The sequence below is a fragment of the bacterium genome (assembly GCA_016699995.1).
Taxonomy (GTDB): Bacteria; Patescibacteriota; Doudnabacteria; order UBA920; family UBA920; genus UBA920.
Map to the genome: position 1 here is coordinate 267,517 of CP064996.1, position 19,382 is coordinate 286,898.

Here is a 19,382-nt window from a genome sequence, read left to right on the forward strand (position 1 = left end):
AGTTTGTCATTTATGATTATTCCGGCAATTTTAGAAAATAAAGTAGATAATTTCAACCAGAATCTGAAGTTGGTGATGGGGCTTAAAGGTGTCCGTGCTATTCAGATCGACTTTGCGGATGGCAAATTGGTGCCAACCAAAACTTTGAAGATCGAAGAGATCAAATTGCCAAAAAGCAAAATCTCGTTCGAAGCGCATCTAATGATAGATGAGCCGGCCAACTTCGCTGCTTATAAAACTGCCGGTTTTACGAAAATAATCGTTCATTACGAAGCTTTCCGAAGCGAATTGGATTTGGAAGCTGCGGTGGAGGAGATTAAAAGGCTCAAAATGACTCCTGCTATAGCTGTTTCACCGACCAGTGAAGTGTCTGTGATTCGATACCATGTGGATACTATAAATGATTATGTACTGCTTGGCGTTACCCCGGGTAAGCAGGGGCAGAAGATGTTGCCGGGAACAAAGCAGCGATTGCGAGTTATGCGCGACTTAGCACCGATGGCGAGAATCGACGTCGATGGCGGAGTAAACGAAACCAATATTGCTAAACTCATCGACAATGGCGCAACTAGCTGCGTGGTGGGCTCGGGCTTGCTCAAGGGAGACGTGAAAGAAAATTACGAAAAATTGTTGGAAGCTCTTAAATAGTGAAATGTAAATAGCAGATTTTTATAGACACAAAATAAATTTGAAACGCAAAATAAAAATGAAATTGTCTTCCACAGAATTACAACTTAAAGCCAACGAGATAAGGCAGAATATTATCGAGATGCTCGTCGAAGCTGGTTCTGGTCACAGTGCCGGTCCCTTGGGTATGGCGGACATTTTCACTGCGCTTTATTTTGAGGTGATGAATATTGATCCGCTCAAGCCAGGCTGGCCGAACCGCGACTGGCTAGTACTGTCTTGCGGTCATACTTGTCCGGTATTATATGCCACTTTGGCGCAGCGCGGGTATTTTCCGGTAAGCGAGCTTAAGACATTGCGTAAAATTGAATCCCGCTTGCAAGGCCATCCACATAATTTAGAGTTGCCTGGAATCGAAACCAGTAGCGGCCCGCTGGGTCAGGGTTCTTCGCAGGCCGTGGGGATTGCTTTGGCAATGCGCATGGACAGCAAAAGCAACCGCACCTATTTGGTTATGTCCGACGGGGAACAGAATGAAGGGCAGGTATGGGAAGCAGTGATGTTAGCGGGAAAAGAACGGCTGCATAATTTAACGGCTATTATCGACCGCAATAATATTCAGATCGATGGCTATACAGAAGACGTCATGCCTTTAGATTCTTTGCGCGCCAAGTATGAAGCTTTTAACTGGCACGTGTTGGAAGTCGATGGTCATAATATTCGAGCCATTATAGATGCATGCCACGAAGCGCGAGCAATTTTTGAGAAGCCGACTGTGATTATTGCGCATACGATTCCAGGAAAAGGAGTGGATTTTATGGAAGGGCGGTATGAATGGCATGGATCGCCTCCGGATGCGGCTAATATTGCTGGCGCCCCGCCCAAAGGCCAGCAGGCAGCAGAGGCATTAAAGGAGCTGCGCACTCTGCAGGGAAAAATTAGAAGTGAACACGAATAAAACAATTAATTATTTATAAAATGACATTTATACTAGTCATCATATTGGCTGCATATATTGTTTCTTTATCGAAACGTGTTAAGCGCTTAGAACAGTCATTACCGGCAGAATTGACTCTCACAAAGACTGGCGCCGCGCCCGCAAGTCCGGCTGCAGCTGCTTCGCCGGCTCCGGCCCCCGCATCTATGCCCTCGAGTCTGCCAGAACGGTCGGCGCCGACCGTATCTTCGCCGCTCACAAAGGCTCCTGCTTCCCCCGAATATCATGCTGAACCAAGAGACTTTGTAAATCTGCTGCCGAAAATTGGCGTAGTGGCCTTGCTGTTTGGCCTGGGGTTCTTCCTTAAATACTCTATTGATCAGGGCTGGGTCAGCATTAATTTGAGATTGCTCATCGGCGCGCTGGTAGGGCTGTTTATGCTAATTCTTTATTATTACTGGAAAGATAAATATGCTAAGTATGCCTTAACTTTAGCCGGAGGCGGAATCGGCATCTGGTATCTAACGATGTTCGCGGCCGTTCAGATGTACGGCGTTATCAGCCCGGTGACAGGGTTGGTTATTCTTGTAATTATATGTTTAGCAGTTCTAATCTTATCCCGCTCCGTTAAATCCCAGCTTTTGGAGATATTTGGTTGGGTCGGCGCATACTTATCGCCATTAATCTTGGGCCTAGACGAAAATTCATATTATCTGACTTTAACTTATTTGACCGTAGTATCGGTCGCTATTTTTGTAAATAGCACCAAGGAGCGCAATCATGCGCCGATTGCTGTTGCGATAGTTGGTTCGCTTTTCAATTTGGTATTTTTGGAGCACCGGGAGCTGGTCGGATTGAATAAGGGATTGCCAGTAATAATTTATTTAGCCGCCCATTTTATAACGGGTTTGTTCTTTACTGCTGTTGCACTGAGGGAATCTGCGCAGGGTATTACTGAAACAGTCAAAAAAGAATTTACTTTACTGTTTTTGCTTCTGTCGTTGATCTTCGGAATTCCATTAAGCTATTTGGTTTATAATAACTATCCTGACTATGCAAGCTTAATTTTGCTGTCTATGGGAGTTTGGTCATTTATTTGCTACGCAGTTGTTGACCGTGTAGAAGTTAAAGGGGTTAATTATGCTCTTGCCGGGGTAGGTGCAGCGTTTATGTCGTTGGCGGCTATTTGGGAGTTCGGCCCATACGGGCAGGTTTTGGCTATTTATATTCTAGGATTGGTAGGCTTGGTAGTGGGCAGAATTCAGAACCGTGCCGAGATAAGAATCTATGGCTTATTGGAAATTATACTAGGGTTGGTTTTAGCAGCTTCGATATCTTACGAATCCGCTTCTGCTTTATTTATTTCCAATAAATTTGGCATAGAATTACTGGGCATTGTTACGCTGATTTTGGCTTACTTCTCTTTTACTCGAGATAATATTTCCGAATTCGAAAACGATGTTCACCGCGGGATCCAATACATTGCATCCGCGGCGCTAATGTTCTTCGTATCGTATGATTTGCTGAATTTCTATGATCTACCAACCCAGGTCAACGAACGCAACCTGGCTTTAAGTATTTGGTGGTTAATTTTAGCGGTCGGCATGTTTGCTTTGTCCGTTATGAAAACTTTCCGTACTTTGCGAAAACCTTCCTTGGTTCTGTTTGGGATTGTCATTCTAAAAGTGTTCTTGTATGACCTGCAGACTTTAGATACGGTTTATAGAATAATTTCGTTTATCACCTTAGGGGTGATTCTGCTGGTGGTTTCGTTTATGTACCAAAAAAATAAAGAGAAAATTAAGCACTATTTAGAATCTTAATGCTAAATCCGGATCAAAAATTAAATCCGCAGATCGAAGGCTCTAGCAGCTCTGCCGGCATCGACCATAAAGGCACTCGCGATGGTTTTGGCGAGGCATTGTTGGCATTGGGCGAGCAGGACGAACGAATCGTTGCTTTAACTGGCGACCTTGCAGAGAGTACCCGCGTTCTGGAATTTAGCAAAAAATTTCCCGACCGTTTTATTGAGTGCGGGGTGGCAGAGCAGAACATGATGGGCGTTGCCGCAGGCTTGGCCTTGGCTGGAAAAGTTCCATTTGCTGCTAGCTATGCAACTTTCAGCCCTGGTCGCAACTGGGACCAGTTGCGGGTCTCGGTATGCTATAGCAACGCTAATGTAAAGGTAGTGGGTGCGCATACCGGTGTTTCTGTAGGGCCGGATGGCGCGACTCATCAAGCTTTAGAGGATATAGCCATAACCCGTGTGCTGCCTAACCTGACAGTGGTCCAGCCGATGGATAGTATCGAAGCTGCCAAAGCCACTGTTGCTATAAGCCATATCACTACTCCGGCGTATCTAAGGCTTACTCGAGAGAAAACTCCGATCATAACAACTCCAGAATCTCCTTTTGAGCTTGGCAAAGCCAATGTGCTTAAAGAAGGCAAAGATGTAGCTGTAATTGGTTGCGGTCCGATTCTATACAACGCTATTAGGGCGGCAATAGACTTGGAAAAAGAAAACATCAGCGTCATGGTGATCAACAATCATACAATTAAGCCGATCGACAGCGAAACAATTATCTGGGCAGCGAAGCTAACTGGCGCAGTGGTCACAGTAGAAGAACATCAGGTTACCGGAGGATTGGGTAGTGCAGTAGCGGAAACTTTATCGTTAAATTTCCCTGTGCCCATAGAAATGATCGGAATGCCAGACAGCTTTAGTCAAAGCGGTACGCCGGAAGAATTGTTCGACAAGTACGGCATGAGCATTAATTCCATTAAGCAATCAATTAAAGAAGTTATAGCCAGGAAGGCAGTTAACAAATAAAGGAAAGCAAAAAGAAATATGAAACAAAAATACGAATTTATTGCCATTGGCGACCCGACAATCGATACTTTTTTGCTAGTAGAAGATATAGAAGTAAAAACTATCAAAGGCCAGCTTAAAGCCATAATAAATTGGGGAGACAAGCTGCCTGTCCAGCATTTTTATCGAACTGTGGCAGGTAATGCTGCAAACGCTGCGGTAGGCGCCAGTCGTTTAGGTTTGAAGACAGCTTTTTATACTGTTTTGGCGCATGATGCAGGCGGCCGTGAGATTATTCATAAGATGAAGAAAGAAAAGGTTGCGACCGACTATGTGGTAATTGATGAGCAGCACCCGACCAATGCCTCCACGGTTTTAAGCCACAACGGAGAACGAACCATTTTTGTTTACCACGAGCATCGCAAATATAAGCTGCCCCGCTTAGCGCCAGCCGAATGGGTGTACCTGACCAGTTTGGGAGTCGGTTTTGAAAGGATCTATAAAGATCTCGCCAAATATTTGGATAAACATAAAGTCAAACTGGCTTTTAATCCTGGAACTTTTCAATTACGAAAGGGTCCGAAATTTAATAAGCTCATGCTGGAGCGGACCGAAGTTTTGTCCCTTAATAAAGAGGAAGCGCAGAGCTGGGTGGGGCATAGCGAGGACATCGAAGTGCTTTCTAAAAAACTCCGTAAGCTTGGCCCTAAAATTGTAGTTATCACAGACGGTCCAAAAGGAGCTTATAGTTATAGCGATGAAGGATTTTTTTACATCCCTCAATTTCCTGGTCCTCGCATAGAGGCCACCGGAGCAGGGGATAGTTTTACCACTGCGTATGTTTCGGCTTTAGCGATCGGTAAGACCAATAGGGAAGCTTTGCAATGGGGGCCGATCAATGCTGGCAGCGTGGTCCAGAAAATTGGGCCGCAGGAAGGCTTGTTAACTTTAAAAGAAATTCAGTCCAAGATTAAATACACCAAGAGTTTTAAAGCGATAGAATTGAGTGATGAACGCGCAAAGTCGAGAGTCGCAGCCATGGTGGGCAGGATGGATAAAGATCTGAACGCTAAGACCAAGAAAGCTAAAAGTTAATCATGCTAGTCCATATTAAAGAATTATTTGCTAAAGAAGTCCGAGGTAAGTTTGCTTACCCGGCTTTCAATACCATGAACCTCGAGATTACCCGCGGGATTATTGAGGCTGCCGAAGAATTGAACACGCCGATTATCATTGAAACCAGCGAAGGCGCCATTAAGTATGCAGGCCTCGAAACTATGTTCGAGATGATCGCGAGCATGGCCATTAAGGCCAGGGTGCCTATCGCGCTGCATATGGATCACGGCAAAGACGAAGATCAGCTTAGGAGGGGAATAGAATTGGGATACTCGTCGGTGATGATTGACCATTCTTCATTGCCAGTGGATCAAAACATCAAAGACACCGTTGCAATGGTTGAGTTTGCCCATAAGGAAGGAGCTTGGGTACAGGGCGAAATTGGCCGCATCCGCGGCAATGAGGACTGGGTTTCTGTTTCGGAAAGCGAAAGTCTTCTTACCGAGCCGGACGAGGCTAAACAGTTTTATGAAGCTACTAAAGTGGATACTTTAGCCTGTTCTTTTGGCACAATTCACGGTATTATTAAGATGAGCGGTAAAGCCGAAGCGCATGTTGATATCAACCGCATCGAACAAATTGCCAGCGTGATTCCGGTGCCGCTTGTGTTGCACGGAGCCAGCGGCTTGCCTGACGATGTCATTGGTCAGGCTATTAGCGCTGGTATTAGCATCATCAACATTGATACAGAATTGCGCATGGGCTTTACTCAGAATTTAAGGGACGCACTAAAGCAACATCCGGATGAAGTCGACCCGCGCAAATATTTGGCGCCAGCTATAGAGGGAGTCAAGGAGGCTGCCAAGAAAAAATTGATCGCATTTAAGACTATTAATCAAATAAACTAATATGGGTATTGCTGGAAACAGTTTACATAGCAAAAACGTACGTCTGCGCTTCTTTTCTTATATATTCATGGGTATTCTGGCTTTCGGAGCTCTGATGTACTGGAAGACCCAACTGTATATGACTACGGAGTACGTGGAGCTGCAGCCAACTAAGCATACTATCAAGCACCGAGCGGGGATTATGAAGTCTAGCAATTACCAGCTAGAAGAGGTTGAAGTCTCCCCGAGCGTACAGTAACTAGCGCCTGAAATAAAATCCGAAAATAAAACTCAAAATAAATTATAAAAATGGAAAATAAAATAAAAATAGGCATTAATGGCTTCGGGCGCATTGGGCGTCAGGCTTTTAAAATTGCTTTAGAAAAACCAGAAATAGAAATCGCTGCCATTAACGACCTTACGAGCCCGGCAGTTTTAGCGCAGTTGCTCAAATATGATTCTAATTACGGGCAGTTTAACCGCAAGATCGAATCAAACGAAACTCATATTATCGTAGACGGTAAGAGTTACTTAGTTACTGCGGAAAAAGATCCCGCTAATTTGCCATGGGGCAAGCTTGGCGTAGAAGTGGTTATAGAGAGCACTGGCCGTTTTACCAGCAGCGAAAAGGCCAAGGGCCATTTAGAGGCAGGAGCCAAGCGCGTAATAATTTCTGCTCCAGCTAAAGATGAGGGTATTACCAAGACTTATGTGCTTGGCGTCAATGAAGACCAGTATTCGGATGAAGCGATTGTAAGCAATGCTTCTTGTACTACCAATTGCATTGCACCAGTCGCTGCTGTACTGCATGCTAAATTTGGAATAGAGAAAGCGATGATGACAACTATTCATAGCTATACGGCAGAACAGAATTTAGTCGATGGTCCGCCGCCGGGTGAACACTCTAATGATCTTCGCCGGGCCCGAGCCGCTGCGGTAAACATTGTACCCACTACAACTGGCGCAGCAATCTCGGCAACAGAAACCATACCAGATCTTAAAGGCTTATTCGACGGCATGGCTATCCGCGTACCAACGCCGGTTGGGAGCTTAACCGATTTTACAATGCTGCTTAAAAAAGACGTGACTGTAGAAGAGGTTAACCAGGCGTTTATCGATGCCAGCACCCACCCATTGTATAAGGGAAAATTAGTCGTAACTAACGAACCGCTAGTCTCTTCGGATATTGTTGGAAACCCAGCTTCGGCTATCGTTGATTTGGCTTTGACAAAAGTAACGGCAGGTAATTTTGTAAAAGTTATTGCCTGGTACGATAATGAATACGGTTATTCTAATAGGTTGGTAGAGCAGGCAATTCTCGTAGGGAAAACTATTAAGTAAAAAGTTGAAATAAAAAAGAACAGCCGAGACTGTTCTTTGTAGAGAAAGGTAAAATTTGTTTAAGGGAGTTGGAATATTAATACGTATAGGACGAGCGCTATGCCGACGAAGTAGGTAGCGGCGATAACGTGCTTGGGTCGGATCTCGACGTTGATTTTCTGCAGGAATTTTACCATGAGGGTCCTCCGAGTTTCAATTTTATAAATAATATATCATAAAATTTCTATTTTGTCAATAAAAACGCTCCAAACTGAATTAAAAAACCTTAAGGATAAGCGAGTTTTGCTCCGCTTGGATTTAAACGAGGAAATCGACGCAAGAGGGAAATTGGTTGATAATTTTCGCATTGAATCCGCTTTGCTTACCATTAGGAAGTTAGTAAAAGCAGGAGCAAAGATAATCATCGCCTCTCATCTTGGACGGCCGGAAGGCAAATGGGACAAGGCATTGTCTTTAAAGCCTATTGCCGAGTGCTTGGCGGAATGTTTAAAGTATAAGTTTGTAGAAACGGAGGATAGTTTGCCGTCTTATAAAATTCCGCATGTGATTTTATTTAAAAAGCCTCTCAACAAACGAGGGGTGGCTAAGTTGTTAGGTGATCAGTCCGCGCACGATATAGTGATGTTAGAAAACATCCGTTTTTATGAAGGCGAAGACAATAACTCGCCGGAATTTGCGGAGCTACTCTCTAAATTCGCCGATTATTATGTTAATGATGCATTCAGTGTCACTCATCATCCAGCTAGTTCCATAGTGGCTATTACAAAAAGATTACCTAGCAGCGCCGGACCTCTTTTGGAGAAAGAGATTAAATCTTTGGATCATGTGCTTAACGGTAATATCCGCAAGCCATTTGTTCTGGTAATGGGCGGTATAAAAATTGAAGATAAAGCAAAGACATTGCGCAACCTCAGCAGGCGGGCCGATAAAGTGTTATTGGGAGGGGGATTGGCTAACTTATTTCTATGCGCGCAGGGATATGACATAGGTAAAAATAATATTAGCAAAGCGAGCTTAGCTATCGCCAAAGAGTTGCTGTTGAACCTTAAATCAAAATTAATCTTGCCGGCAGATGTAGTTGTTCTCTCTTCTAAATCGGCAACCAAAGGCAAGGCTCAGGCAAAGAAAATTACTGATGTCGGAATAACAGATCAAATTTTCGATATTGGCCCCCAAACTATTTTGTCCTACAGCAAGGAGTTAAAGCAGGCCGGTACTATCTGCTGGAACGGGCCTTTAGGTTATTTTGAAGACAAAAAGTTCCGAGCTGGGACGATGTCGCTTGCTAAAGTCGTCGGTGGTCTTGGCAAGCGCAAGGCTTATGCTTTGGCTGGCGGCGGGGAAACCGTTGCCGCGATTCGCTTAGCCGGACAACTGGAGCATTTTGACCATATCTCCACCGGCGGAGGTGCGATGCTGGAGTACTTGGCTGGCGAGAAGCTGCCGGGTATAGAGGCTTTAAAAAAATAATGAGCTCTGTGAAAGTTGCCCAAAAAAGCACAATAGGAAATATAGTTTAAGAACAAATGTCTGCAAAAATTACTAAAATAAAAGCGCGTCAAATTTTGGACAGTCGGGGTAATCCAACCGTAGAGGTTACGGTTTTTTCTGGCAGCCACTTTGCGGTCGCTTCTGTGCCAAGCGGTGCTTCTACTGGCAGTCATGAAGCAGTAGAACTGCGCGACGGCGGCAAGCAGTGGCGCGGTCTTGGCGTGGCCAAAGCCTGCCGCAACATCGAAAAGATTATTTTTCCTTTGTTAAAAAATGTATCGGTATTCGACCAGGAAGAAATTGACCGGCTGATGATAAATAAGGATGGTACCGTTAACAAATCAAAACTGGGAGCGAATAGCATTTTAGGGGTTTCCTTAGCTATTGCGCGGCTTGCGAGTCAATTAAAAGGGCAGTCACTTTATTTTTATCTGGCCAAAATTTACGGCTTTAAGAAGTTATCGATGCCTACGCCCTTGCTAAATGTCATTAATGGCGGTTTGCATGCCGATTCTGGGACAGATGTTCAGGAATTTTTCTTCATACCCAAGCGCGGTTCGTTTTCTCAAAAGATCGAAATGGGGAGCAATGCTATCAATGCGCTCAAGCATATTTTGGCGTCCAAGAAATTATCCGTGGGTTTGGGAGACGAAGGCGGCTTTGCCCCAAAAATTTATTCTAACGAGAAAGCTTTGCGTTTGCTAACGGCCGCTGTTCATAAGTCTAAGCTGCAATTGGGGAAAGATATTGCGCTTGGAATTGATGCTGCAGCCAGCGAATTTTACGATATCGATAAAGAGCTTTACAGCCTTAATTCCGACAAAAAGCATTATAAACCGGCCAGCATTCATCAGTTATATGCTAGCTGGGTAAAGAGGTTTGGCTTAGAAATAATTGAGGATGGCTGTAGCGAGGATGATTTTACAGGTTGGCAGAATCTAACCCGGGTTTTGGGTTCGACCGTGACATTAGTTGGTGATGATTTGTTTGTAACCAATCCGGCAAGACTGCAGGCTGGTATTATTGCCGGAATTGCCAATAGCGTATTGATCAAAGTTAATCAGATTGGCACTTTGTCCGAAACGATGGCAGCCATTAAGATGGCGAAAAAATTTAATTATAAAATAGTTATCTCTCACCGTAGCGGCGAAACGACTGATGATTTTATTGCCGACCTGGCAGTTGCTACCGCAGCCGACTATATTAAAGCTGGCAGCTTAGCTCGCGGAGAACGTTTGGCAAAATATAACCGGCTGTTGAAAATTGCCGAGGAACTGAAAAAATAATGGTGGAGCTTGGAATTTACAAACACTATAAGGGCGGATTGTATAAGGTAATCGCCAACGGGCTGATAGAAAGCACGCAGCATCCCGCGGTGATTTACGAAGCGATGTACGATAACCCTAAATCTAAAATTTGGATCAGGGAAGAAGCCGATTTTTTAGCAACCGTAGAAGTCGACGGGCAAAGGGTTGCCCGCTTTACAAAACAAGATTAGAAATTTGTTCATATATATTAATGGCAAAGACTTATAAAAAAATTGTATTGGTAGTGCTGGATGGTTTTGGAGTAGCTACTTACAGTCACGGCAATGCCGTGGCTTTGGCTAATCCAGAAGCAATGAATGACATGATAGCCCACTATCCGTCTTTAACGCTGCTGGCTTCTGGGCCGGTAGTCGGTTTGCCCTGGGGGGAAGTAGGGAATTCGGAAGTGGGGCATTTGAATATGGGCGCCGGCCGGGTGGTTAGCCAGGACCTTCCGCGCATTAACGCGGCGATTTCGAATCATTCATTTTTGTCAAACGAAGTTTTTTTGCAGGCTATCGAGCACGCTAAAAAATACAATTCCAAGCTGCATTTGGTAGGGTTGGTAAGCGATGGCGGTGTGCACAGCAGCAGCGAGCATCTGTATGCATTACTTGGTATTGCTGCCGAACAAAACTTTAAAGAAGTATATATCCATATGATTACGGATGGTCGCGACACAGGTCCGAAAGTGGCTTTGGATAGCATTGCTAAATTAAAGGAGCGCATTGCCCGGGAGGGCGTAGGGAAAATAGCAACCATAGCCGGGCGTTTCTATGCCATGGACCGCGGACAGCACTGGGACCAGACAGAGTCTGCCTACCGCGCCATGGTAAAAGGCAGCGGCGCAGCGGCAGATTCTCCAGAAGACGCAGTGCTTAATAATTACAACCAAAACATTTTTGACGAAATGATTCCTCCGACCGTAATTGTCTCGCGCGGGGATGACGGCAGCATAAAGCCCACGGCTGTTGTTTCTGCCAATGACGCCGTGATCTTTTTTAACTTCCGATCCGACCGCGCTTTGCAGCTGACTACCGCGTTCGTTCAGCCTGATCAGATGAACATCGAGAAGAAGCACCCGCAGATAGAAAATCTGTACTTTGCAACCATGACAGAATATTTCAAAGGCTTGCCTGTGCACATTGCCTTTGCGCCAGATAATGTCAAAAACAGCTTAGCCGAAGTTTTGGCAGCTAATAAGATTCGCCAGTACCATATTGCAGAGAGTGAAAAGTACGCTCACGTTACATCATTTTTTAACGGCGGAATTAGCTCGCCTTACCCTAATGAGGAGCGCACGATTGTGCAAAGCCCGATCAACGATAAAAATTATGTAGACCGGCCGCAGATGTCGGGAATCGAATTGGTAGACAAGCTTGTGCAGAAAATCGAAAAAGAAGATTACCAGTTTTATTTGGCCAATTTTGCCAACTCCGACATGGTGGGTCATACCGGCAATTTGGATGCAGCTGTAAAGGCTGTGCAATATTTGGATCGTTTCTTGGAACAGATTCGCCGCGCGGTTTTGAATGTCGATGGCTTGCTGATCATCAGCGCTGACCATGGAAATATAGAAGAAATGATTGATCGAAAAACTGGCGGTATAAATACTGAGCACACCACCAGCCCGGTGCCTTTCATTGCTGTGGCCAAAGACCTAATGTTTGCTCAAGCCAAGAACCGCAATTATTTGTCGCTGTCCAGCATGATGCCTTCCGGCGTAGTTTCGGATATCGCTCCGACAATATTGGAGTTTTTCGGCATAACTAAACCCCCGGAAATGAACGCCGTAAGCCTAGTAGAGCAAATTAGAGGCTGAGCTTAAATGATTTATCCCGCAACTCGCAGTTGCGGTTTTTAGTTATGCTATTATTGTTGTATGGCTAAACAATGGCAACTAAAAAACACCGTACCTGAAGAAATTTTGGAGCAATTTCCGGAAATTTCGCCTTTGCAAACCCAATTACTCTATAATATTGGTCTTTCTGATCCTGACCGAGTCGATTGGTTTTTAAATCCCGATTATCACAATCTGTACGACCCTTATTTATTTGGGGAAATGCGCACTGCTGTGGACCGCACCTGGCAGGCGATTCAAAGACAGGAAAAAATCCTTATTTATGGGGATTATGATGCCGATGCGGTAACTGCTAATGCGGTGTTGCATCAGACTTTTCGCTACTTAGGGGTAGATGTGGAAAGCTATATTCCAGACCGTTTTACAGAAGGGTATGGGCTCAATTTGGAAGCTTTTCAAAAAATCAAAGACCAAGGAGTAAAAGTAGTCATTACTGTTGATTGTGGCACTAATTCTGTAGAGGAAGCCAAGTTTTGCAAAGCTAACGGCATAGATTTGATTATTACGGATCACCATGAAATCACCGGCGATATTCCGGAAGCTTTTGCACTGGTAAACCCAAAAAACCCCAACGAGCTGTACCCGGAAAAGCAGATTACCGGAGTCGGCGTAGCTTATAAGTTCGCCAAAGCTTTATTGTCGGAACACGAAAAGGTGATCGAACAAAAGCAGATTCCGCCGGAGAAATATAATTCTGAATGGGATAAGTGGCTACTCGATTTAGTTGCCATCGGCACAGTCGCGGATTGTCACTCGCTGCTTGGGGAGAATAGAATTTTAGTAAAGTTTGGCTTGAAAGTATTGTTAAACACCCGCTGGCTCGGCCTGCGCTTATTAATAGATAACGCCGGTCTGGATTTTATTAAAAACCCGCCGGATTCTGTCACGATCGGCTTTAATATTGCGCCGCGCATTAATGCTGCCGGGCGCTTGGAGCATGCCGATATCGCGCTCAAGCTATTAACCACTACTGATTATGCAGAAGGAATAGACTTAGCTAATCGCATCGAAGAAATCAATCGGCGCCGCCAAGATATTACCGCCCGAATAGTTTCTGAAGCCAAAGAAAAAGCCGCGCTAATTAGCGATCGGAAATTTTTGGTCCTAGCCGATAATGCCTGGCCAAAGGGAGTAGTGGGGATCGTAGCCGGCAAACTGTCTGATCATTATAAAAAACCAGTTATCATCATGGAGAAAGGCGAAACAGAGAGCACTGGATCCGCGCGCACCGCTCGCGGTTTTGATGTGATCTCTGCCCTGATTGCAGTAAAAGACAACATCAAAAAATTTGGCGGCCATAAAGAGGCAGCCGGCCTAACTGTAGAGAATGACAAATTTGATCAGTTCTATATGGAGCTATTAAAGTATACCGATCAGCATTGGCCGGAAGATCTTCCGCCGGCAATTATCGAAATTGACGCCGCACTGCAGGAAAAGGATCTAAATTTTGAACGTTATGCAGAAATAGAAGCGTTCGAACCTTATGGTGCCGGCAACCCAAAACCAAAGTTCATGCTTGATAACTGTACGGTAATGTCATATCGATTAGTTGGCGCAAACAGCCAGCATTTGCAGCTGACGGTGTTATGCAACGAGACTATGCTGGACTGTATAGGATTTAGCATGGGTTATCTATTTGCCCAGATAGATGCCGGAAAGGAAATAGCTATTGCGGGAGAATTGATGGTGGACACCTGGAATGGCACTAAGAAATTGAAAATGCGCTTAATTGATGTCAAAATAAAGGAAGAGCAAATTGTCCAAGCAGTAGAAGCAGAGACTCAGGCTCCTGCAGAACAACAAATTACTAAAGAACAAAATGACCCAATCCCAACAACACAAGAAATTATGGCTTAGCACAGACGGCGGCGCGCGCGGCAACCCGGGCCCGGCCGCTCTTGGTTTTGTTCTCAAAGACGAACAAGGCCATGTTGTTATGGAGCACGGTCAGTATTTAGGTGAAACCACAAATAATGTCGCAGAGTATTCTGCTCTAATAGAAGGGTTGAAAGCTGCAGCCGTGTTGGGCGCCGTTGAAATTGATATTGCTATGGACTCCGAGCTTATCGTTAAGCAAATGAGCGGAGAATATAAAATAAAACAGCCTCATCTGCAAGAATTGGCTGTCCAGGTAAAAAGGCTGTTAACGGATTTTGATAAATATGAGTTTAAGCACGTGCTGCGCGCTTACAACAAAGACGCGGATCGTATGGTTAATCATGCAATTGATAAAGCGTTGGGAATCAAATAAATTTAATTATTTACAACTATAGTGTAAAGCGTTTGATCAGCTAGAATAACTAGCTGATTTTCGTTTCCGCTTAGGGCCATGTCGGCAATTGCGGCATCCTTAAATATATTGTATTGGTTTTGCCCGTTGCGCTTGTCTATTTCTATGGCGGTAGCATTGTTTTCAATGGCAATAAATCCGTATCCTAATTCCGGAATCACGAAGGTTCTGGTGATGGTAGCAGTCGAACGGTGGAAGAGTTCTGGCAAGCCAGAAGCAAAATTGTAAAAGTATATCTCGGCCGGTGTTTTATAGGTGAGCTGTTGGCGAACAGCGTTAAACGAAACTTGTTCGACTTGGTTATTGATTAATTCAGGCCGGTTATTGATGCGGAAAAGCGAGCGGTCTACCTTTAAAAACAATTCTTTGTGAGCAGTCAGATACAGCTCAGTGTTTTTACCGTTCTCAATGGCTCCGGCAAATAGAATATTTTGCAAAGATAAAGTTTCTCCATCCCATAGATAAGTTTCTATTCCATTGGTTCCCGGGGTGGCGATGTAAACAGTGTTGCCATTGGTGGTGAAGGCCCGAATATTTTTGGTTACCAATCGAGGCGCGTTGGAAGAGGCGATGGTGTAGGCTAGCAATTCGGTATCGCGTTGGATGAGCAAGTCTTGATTGGAGATAAGCTCAATGTTCTGGCTAAGAATTAGCTCTTCAGGGAGCTCGGTAAGAATGAGAGTACGTACATCCAATACATATAATTTTTCTTGGCCGGTCCTGGCCAGAATGAAATTGTTGTTTAAAGCTTTGCCTAGATGAGTTATGCCTTGCTTGAGCTGGGCGGTTCGGGTAACCTTCTGTTCATTCAAGCTATAGACAGTGGCTGTGCCGTTGCTCTGTGTGTAAATTAAGTTGTTGTCTACAACCTGCATGGCAATCACTGCGCCATCAGTTATTTTCACAGGCTGCTGATCGGGCAAGAGTTTTACTGAGTCATTTAGATGGCCGGCATAAGTGACTTTTCCAGCTTCAATGAATAGTTCTTTGCGCCAGGTGTGGTATCCGGCTTTTTTAACTTCCAGGGCATAATTGCCTTGTTTGATGAATCGAACCGTTGACGGTGTGTTGTCGACTGGGTTTCCATTCAATGTAACCTGAGCATCGCTAGGTTCGCTTTGGATGTCCAATATTCCCGTACCGTTAGAAAAATCGTTAAAGCTAAAATTCCTCCCGCTTACGTAAAGCACGATAAGCGGGGCCAGAGCCAAAAATACTATAAAGATGAAAACTAGAATTAAATAGCGGGTTGTTTTGTCCATTTGTCTTTTAATTATAACAAATCTGCGAATTTATTGCTGGTTTATGAGTTTGGATATAAAATATAAGGACTATGTCTATATCTTCCCACGACGACAAATTTATCATCACCGGCGGCCAGCAGCTGGGCGGAGAGATTTCTGTCCGTGGCGCTAAAAACGCCGCTCTCAAGGCTTTGGCAGCCAGTTTGATTTTGGACGAACCGTCCAAGATTTTAAACGTGCCAGATATAGAAGATATTAGCCGGCTGGTAGAAATTATGGAAGATATAGGAGTGGAAATTTCTAAAGATGGCGCTGATTACACTATTAGCAATCCAAAAATTCTCAAGAGCCATATCGAACCTCATCTTCACCAAAAAACCCGTTCGTCTATGATGCTGGCGGCTCCTATCTTAATGCAGCATGGCGAAGTAACTTTTGCTTACCCTGGAGGCTGCGTAATTGGCAACCGCCCGATTGATTTTTTTCTGCAAGGATTTAGGGAGTTTGGCATCGAAGTAGAAGATCACGATAACGGTTATACTTTAAAAGCCAAGCAGTTGCGTCCGGCAAAAATAGTCTTTACCCGCATTAGCGTTACAGGTACAGAAGCTATGATGATGCTGGCTTGTAAGACGCCAGGACGAAGCGAGATTATCAATGCTGCAATGGAGCCTGAAGTTGTAGCCTTAGCTGAGTTTTTAAATTCATGCGGAGCTAAAATTTCCGGTATCGGTTCGCCTCATTTAGTTATCGACGGGGTAGAGAAGCTCAATGGGGGAGAATACATCACTATCCCTGATCGTATCGAGGCAGGAACTTTTGCGATTTTAGCAGCTGCCACCAACAGCGAAATCACTGTCACTGGAATAAATCCTAACCACTTGGAAGTACTATGGCAGTTCTTTAAGCAGATCGGCATTAATTTTTCTTTGTCCGAAAACAGCGTAACTGTTAAGCCGGCAACAAAACCTCTGCAGGCAATTCGGAAAGACATAGTCACTCATGAATACCCTGGTTTTCCTACAGACCTGCAGGCGCCAATGACTGTTCTAATGACCCAGGCGCAAGGCTCTTCGCTTATCTTTGAAACAATTTACGAAGGCCGATTATTTTATATAGATAAACTTAATTCCATGGGCGCAAATATTTTCATGGCCGACCCTCATCGCGTTATGGTTAATGGCCCGACCAGATTGAACGGCAAAAAAATCAGCTCGCCAGATATTCGCGCTGGCATGGCGATGGTAATAGCAGCTCTCATTGCAACCGGAGAAACGGAGCTGGATAATATTTACCAGATCGACAGAGGGTACGAAAGAATAGAAGAACGCCTTCAGGCGATTGGCGCAAAAATTGTCCGCGTAGCAGCGTTGCCCGAACCCCTTAAATAGGCTAAAATGTAATGTATATGTTCGAAAACAAGATTGGAATCGACCTAGGCACAGCCAATGTATTGGTGCATGTTCCTAAGCGAGGAATTATTATCAACGAGCCGACTGTAGTGGCAATTTCGGTGGACGACAACCGTGTTTTAGCTGTGGGTCAGGAAGCCAAAGAAATGCTCGGCCGCACCCCAGAAACTATCATTGCCAACCGTCCGATGCGTGACGGCGTAATCGCCGATTATCGCGTGACCGAAGCCATGCTTCGATATTTTATTAACAAGGCCTTAGGAAAGGTGCGCTTTTTCCGTCCCGAAGTAATGATTAGCGTGCCAGGCGGCATTACCTCCACAGAACGCCGCGCGGTAATCGATGCGGCTCGCAGCGCTGGCGCCAAAACTGCTTTCGTAATTAAAGAGACCGTGGCTGCGGCCATCGGGGCAGGCATTCCTATTTCTTCCGCTAGCGGCAACTTGATTATCGACATGGGGGGCGGCACTACCGACGTAGCTGTGCTTTCGCTTGGTGGTATTGTCAATTCAACTTCTGTGCGTGTAGCCGGAAATAAAATTGACGCGGCGATTATAGAATACATCCGCAAGAAGCATGGCTTAGCGATTGGGGAGCGAACTGCGGAAGAAATTAAAATCAATATCGGAAGCGCTTTGGCCTTGCCGGAAGAGGAAGTGATGGAAATCAAAGGCCGCGATAACGTAAGCGGTCTGCCTAAAACCGTCACCATTTCTACTAACGAAGTTGTCGAGGCCATTCAAGAAGAATTGAAAGGTATAGTCAAAGCGGTAAAAACAGTGTTGCAAGACACTCCGCCAGAATTAGCCAGCGACATTATCGATAAAGGCATGATCATGACAGGCGGCACCGCTCAGCTGCGCAATTTAGACCAATATATTTCTAAAGCGGTCGGCGTACCTTGCTACTTGGCCGAAGAGCCCTTGCTCTGTGTAGCTAAAGGAACAGCTATAGCGCTGGACCACTTAGATAGTTACAAGAAGAGCATTCTCAGTATTAAATAATTATTACAAAATAAAACCGCGTATTGGCGGTTTTATTTAGATCTCGAAGGTATATTTAGAAGAAACCCGTCATTTGCATCATATCCGCATATGAATTCTTTTTCTAGAATTTGCTTTGTATGGTATAATAAATTTACAGGTTCAATAGCAGAACTTAAGAAATAAATACAAAAACAATGGATAAGTCTAAGCGCAAAGCGTTATACGTTTTTTTAACCACTCTATTGGGGGTATTGATCTTTTTAATGTTCCATAGGGCAGTGTTTGTCATCTATGATATACTCGCAAGTTTCTATCCGAATAGTCCGGCATTTGATATCGCTCCTAATATCCTTTTTGGAATAGATTTTTACACAATGCTGCTAGCGGTAGTATTGGGCGGATGGTATGGCGTATGGCTAGGGCTAGACTGGTATAAGATGATCTATGAAGAGCGGGGCGTAACTCGTTGGTTTCATGGCTTTCTTCCTCACAATCTTCGCGGTCATCGCAGTCACAAGCAAAACACCCACAAGCCGGCTAGTGTTCCAAAGCAAATAACTGTTAAGACTTCTTCTCCCCGCGTAGAAAGCTTTGAGTCATTCCGCCGCACAGCGGCTAATACTGCTTGGAGCTTTGACGATGTAGAGAAAGCTCCCGCTAAGCCTAAGCGCAAAGCTCCTGCTAAAAAGCGCGTCGCTAAAAAGCGCGTAACCAAAACTAAGGCGGAATAATATGACCCCCGGACAACTCATACTAAAGACTGCGATCGTTCAGGTTTTGCTGCTAGCAACTCGAATTGTCTTTTTTCGGCTTCTCAATATAGAATTACTGCCGATTCTCATTGCTTACTACGTATTTTTAGCAGCAGTCTCGATTGCTGTTGCCCGCAGGCTCGGGGTGGTTAATTATCTGGAAATTTTCTTAACTATAATTATTTGGCTCGTCTTCAGCCTAGTTATAGACTTGGTAATCACCCGCGAGGTTATCGGCGGCGATAAATACTTAACCGTTAATTTCTGGGTGTCGTATTTGATTATGCCGATTGCCATTCTAATTTTCCACAAAAAGCAGCATGTAGCGGTTCGCAAAGGATTGATGTAAAACCGAATACCACCAAAAAATTGATTTGATTCT

At 44.6% G+C, this 19,382-nt stretch carries 19 protein-coding genes; 18 read left to right on the forward strand and 1 reads right to left on the reverse strand.

Annotated features, from left to right (window positions below; translation table 11 throughout):
- Window positions 1-3 precede the first annotated feature (3 nt).
- The 14 genes from IPM19_01400 (at window position 4) to IPM19_01465 (ending at window position 14,567) form a co-directional block, all read left to right on the forward strand.
- Window positions 4-648 carry a hypothetical protein gene (locus IPM19_01400; protein QQS23203.1) on the forward strand — a complete coding sequence of 215 codons (645 nt, stop codon included), beginning with the start codon at window positions 4-6 and terminating at the stop codon, window positions 646-648.
- Window positions 649-700: 52 nt separating this feature from the next.
- Window positions 701-1,585: a transketolase gene (locus IPM19_01405; GenBank protein QQS23411.1), complete on the forward strand. Its 885-nt coding sequence runs from the start codon at window positions 701-703 to the stop codon at window positions 1,583-1,585.
- Window positions 1,586-1,605: 20 nt separating this feature from the next.
- Entirely contained in the window at window positions 1,606-3,387 is a 1,782-nt protein-coding gene (locus IPM19_01410; protein QQS23204.1) for a DUF2339 domain-containing protein, read from the forward strand.
- On the forward strand, window positions 3,387-4,394 hold the full coding sequence (locus IPM19_01415) for a transketolase family protein (protein ID QQS23205.1): 1,008 nt from the start codon (window positions 3,387-3,389) through the stop codon (window positions 4,392-4,394). Before IPM19_01410 ends, IPM19_01415 begins: the two co-directional genes overlap by 1 nt.
- 18 nt (window positions 4,395-4,412) lie before the next feature.
- Window positions 4,413-5,468 carry a carbohydrate kinase family protein gene (locus IPM19_01420; protein QQS23206.1) on the forward strand — a complete coding sequence of 352 codons (1,056 nt, stop codon included), beginning with the start codon at window positions 4,413-4,415 and terminating at the stop codon, window positions 5,466-5,468.
- 2 nt (window positions 5,469-5,470) lie between these two features.
- Window positions 5,471-6,337 (forward strand): class II fructose-bisphosphate aldolase family protein, encoded by an 867-nt coding sequence (locus IPM19_01425; GenBank protein ID QQS23207.1) that lies wholly within the window; start codon window positions 5,471-5,473, stop codon window positions 6,335-6,337.
- A gap of 67 nt (window positions 6,338-6,404) precedes the next feature.
- Window positions 6,405-6,575, forward strand: a complete 171-nt coding sequence (locus tag IPM19_01430; GenBank protein ID QQS23208.1) for a hypothetical protein — start codon at window positions 6,405-6,407, stop codon at window positions 6,573-6,575.
- 50 nt (window positions 6,576-6,625) lie between these two features.
- Window positions 6,626-7,657, forward strand: coding sequence for a type I glyceraldehyde-3-phosphate dehydrogenase (gap, locus tag IPM19_01435; protein QQS23209.1), 1,032 nt, complete (start codon window positions 6,626-6,628; stop codon window positions 7,655-7,657).
- Window positions 7,658-7,885: 228 nt separating this feature from the next.
- Window positions 7,886-9,127, forward strand: a complete 1,242-nt coding sequence (locus IPM19_01440) for a phosphoglycerate kinase (GenBank protein QQS23210.1) — start codon at window positions 7,886-7,888, stop codon at window positions 9,125-9,127.
- 56 nt (window positions 9,128-9,183) lie between these two features.
- Window positions 9,184-10,434, forward strand: a complete 1,251-nt coding sequence (gene eno, locus IPM19_01445) for a phosphopyruvate hydratase (GenBank protein ID QQS23211.1) — start codon at window positions 9,184-9,186, stop codon at window positions 10,432-10,434.
- Window positions 10,434-10,646, forward strand: a complete 213-nt coding sequence (locus tag IPM19_01450) for a DUF1653 domain-containing protein (GenBank protein QQS23212.1) — start codon at window positions 10,434-10,436, stop codon at window positions 10,644-10,646. The genes eno and IPM19_01450 overlap by 1 nt, the downstream gene beginning before the upstream one ends.
- A 20-nt stretch (window positions 10,647-10,666) precedes the next feature.
- Complete coding sequence (locus tag IPM19_01455) at window positions 10,667-12,277, forward strand: 2,3-bisphosphoglycerate-independent phosphoglycerate mutase (GenBank protein QQS23213.1); 1,611 nt, start codon at window positions 10,667-10,669, stop codon at window positions 12,275-12,277.
- 60 nt (window positions 12,278-12,337) lie between these two features.
- Window positions 12,338-14,173 (forward strand): single-stranded-DNA-specific exonuclease RecJ, encoded by a 1,836-nt coding sequence (gene recJ / locus IPM19_01460; protein ID QQS23214.1) that lies wholly within the window; start codon window positions 12,338-12,340, stop codon window positions 14,171-14,173.
- Window positions 14,136-14,567 (forward strand): ribonuclease HI family protein, encoded by a 432-nt coding sequence (locus IPM19_01465; GenBank protein QQS23215.1) that lies wholly within the window; start codon window positions 14,136-14,138, stop codon window positions 14,565-14,567. The genes recJ and IPM19_01465 overlap by 38 nt, the downstream gene beginning before the upstream one ends.
- Window positions 14,568-14,569: 2 nt before the next feature.
- Here the strand turns inward: IPM19_01465 and IPM19_01470 are convergent, their stop codons facing one another.
- Window positions 14,570-15,868, reverse strand: a complete 1,299-nt coding sequence (locus tag IPM19_01470; GenBank protein QQS23216.1) for a PEGA domain-containing protein — start codon at window positions 15,866-15,868, stop codon at window positions 14,570-14,572.
- A 71-nt stretch (window positions 15,869-15,939) separates the two neighbouring features.
- Between IPM19_01470 and murA the strand changes: the two genes are divergently transcribed.
- The 4 genes from murA to IPM19_01490 all read left to right on the forward strand — a co-directional run bounded on the left by murA (window position 15,940) and on the right by IPM19_01490 (window position 19,349).
- Window positions 15,940-17,241: a UDP-N-acetylglucosamine 1-carboxyvinyltransferase gene (gene murA, locus IPM19_01475; protein QQS23217.1), complete on the forward strand. Its 1,302-nt coding sequence runs from the start codon at window positions 15,940-15,942 to the stop codon at window positions 17,239-17,241.
- Window positions 17,242-17,258: 17 nt separating this feature from the next.
- Entirely contained in the window at window positions 17,259-18,266 is a 1,008-nt protein-coding gene (locus tag IPM19_01480; GenBank protein QQS23218.1) for a rod shape-determining protein, read from the forward strand.
- 176 nt (window positions 18,267-18,442) lie between these two features.
- Window positions 18,443-18,979: a hypothetical protein gene (locus IPM19_01485; GenBank protein ID QQS23219.1), complete on the forward strand. Its 537-nt coding sequence runs from the start codon at window positions 18,443-18,445 to the stop codon at window positions 18,977-18,979.
- A gap of 1 nt (window position 18,980) precedes the next feature.
- Window positions 18,981-19,349: a hypothetical protein gene (locus IPM19_01490; GenBank protein QQS23220.1), complete on the forward strand. Its 369-nt coding sequence runs from the start codon at window positions 18,981-18,983 to the stop codon at window positions 19,347-19,349.
- Window positions 19,350-19,382: the final 33 nt, after the last annotated feature.

What these genes read in the sequence shown, in the direction of transcription:
- gap (QQS23209.1), top strand. Translation starts at nt 6,626, where the DNA reads ATGGAAAATAAAATAAAAATAGGCATTAATGGCTTCGGGCGCATTGGG.
- IPM19_01465 (QQS23215.1), top strand. Translation starts at nt 14,136, where the DNA reads ATGACCCAATCCCAACAACACAAGAAATTATGGCTTAGCACAGACGGC.
- IPM19_01420 (QQS23206.1), top strand. Translation starts at nt 4,413, where the DNA reads ATGAAACAAAAATACGAATTTATTGCCATTGGCGACCCGACAATCGAT.
- eno (QQS23211.1), top strand. Translation starts at nt 9,184, where the DNA reads ATGTCTGCAAAAATTACTAAAATAAAAGCGCGTCAAATTTTGGACAGT.
- murA (QQS23217.1), top strand. Translation starts at nt 15,940, where the DNA reads ATGTCTATATCTTCCCACGACGACAAATTTATCATCACCGGCGGCCAG.
- IPM19_01450 (QQS23212.1), top strand. Translation starts at nt 10,434, where the DNA reads ATGGTGGAGCTTGGAATTTACAAACACTATAAGGGCGGATTGTATAAG.
- IPM19_01410 (QQS23204.1), top strand. Translation starts at nt 1,606, where the DNA reads ATGACATTTATACTAGTCATCATATTGGCTGCATATATTGTTTCTTTA.
- IPM19_01425 (QQS23207.1), top strand. Translation starts at nt 5,471, where the DNA reads ATGCTAGTCCATATTAAAGAATTATTTGCTAAAGAAGTCCGAGGTAAG.
- IPM19_01455 (QQS23213.1), top strand. Translation starts at nt 10,667, where the DNA reads ATGGCAAAGACTTATAAAAAAATTGTATTGGTAGTGCTGGATGGTTTT.
- IPM19_01430 (QQS23208.1), top strand. Translation starts at nt 6,405, where the DNA reads ATGGGTATTCTGGCTTTCGGAGCTCTGATGTACTGGAAGACCCAACTG.
- recJ (QQS23214.1), top strand. Translation starts at nt 12,338, where the DNA reads ATGGCTAAACAATGGCAACTAAAAAACACCGTACCTGAAGAAATTTTG.
- IPM19_01490 (QQS23220.1), top strand. Translation starts at nt 18,981, where the DNA reads ATGACCCCCGGACAACTCATACTAAAGACTGCGATCGTTCAGGTTTTG.
- IPM19_01485 (QQS23219.1), top strand. Translation starts at nt 18,443, where the DNA reads ATGGATAAGTCTAAGCGCAAAGCGTTATACGTTTTTTTAACCACTCTA.
- IPM19_01415 (QQS23205.1), top strand. Translation starts at nt 3,387, where the DNA reads ATGCTAAATCCGGATCAAAAATTAAATCCGCAGATCGAAGGCTCTAGC.
- IPM19_01470 (QQS23216.1), bottom strand. Translation starts at nt 15,868, where the DNA reads ATGGACAAAACAACCCGCTATTTAATTCTAGTTTTCATCTTTATAGTA.
- IPM19_01480 (QQS23218.1), top strand. Translation starts at nt 17,259, where the DNA reads ATGTTCGAAAACAAGATTGGAATCGACCTAGGCACAGCCAATGTATTG.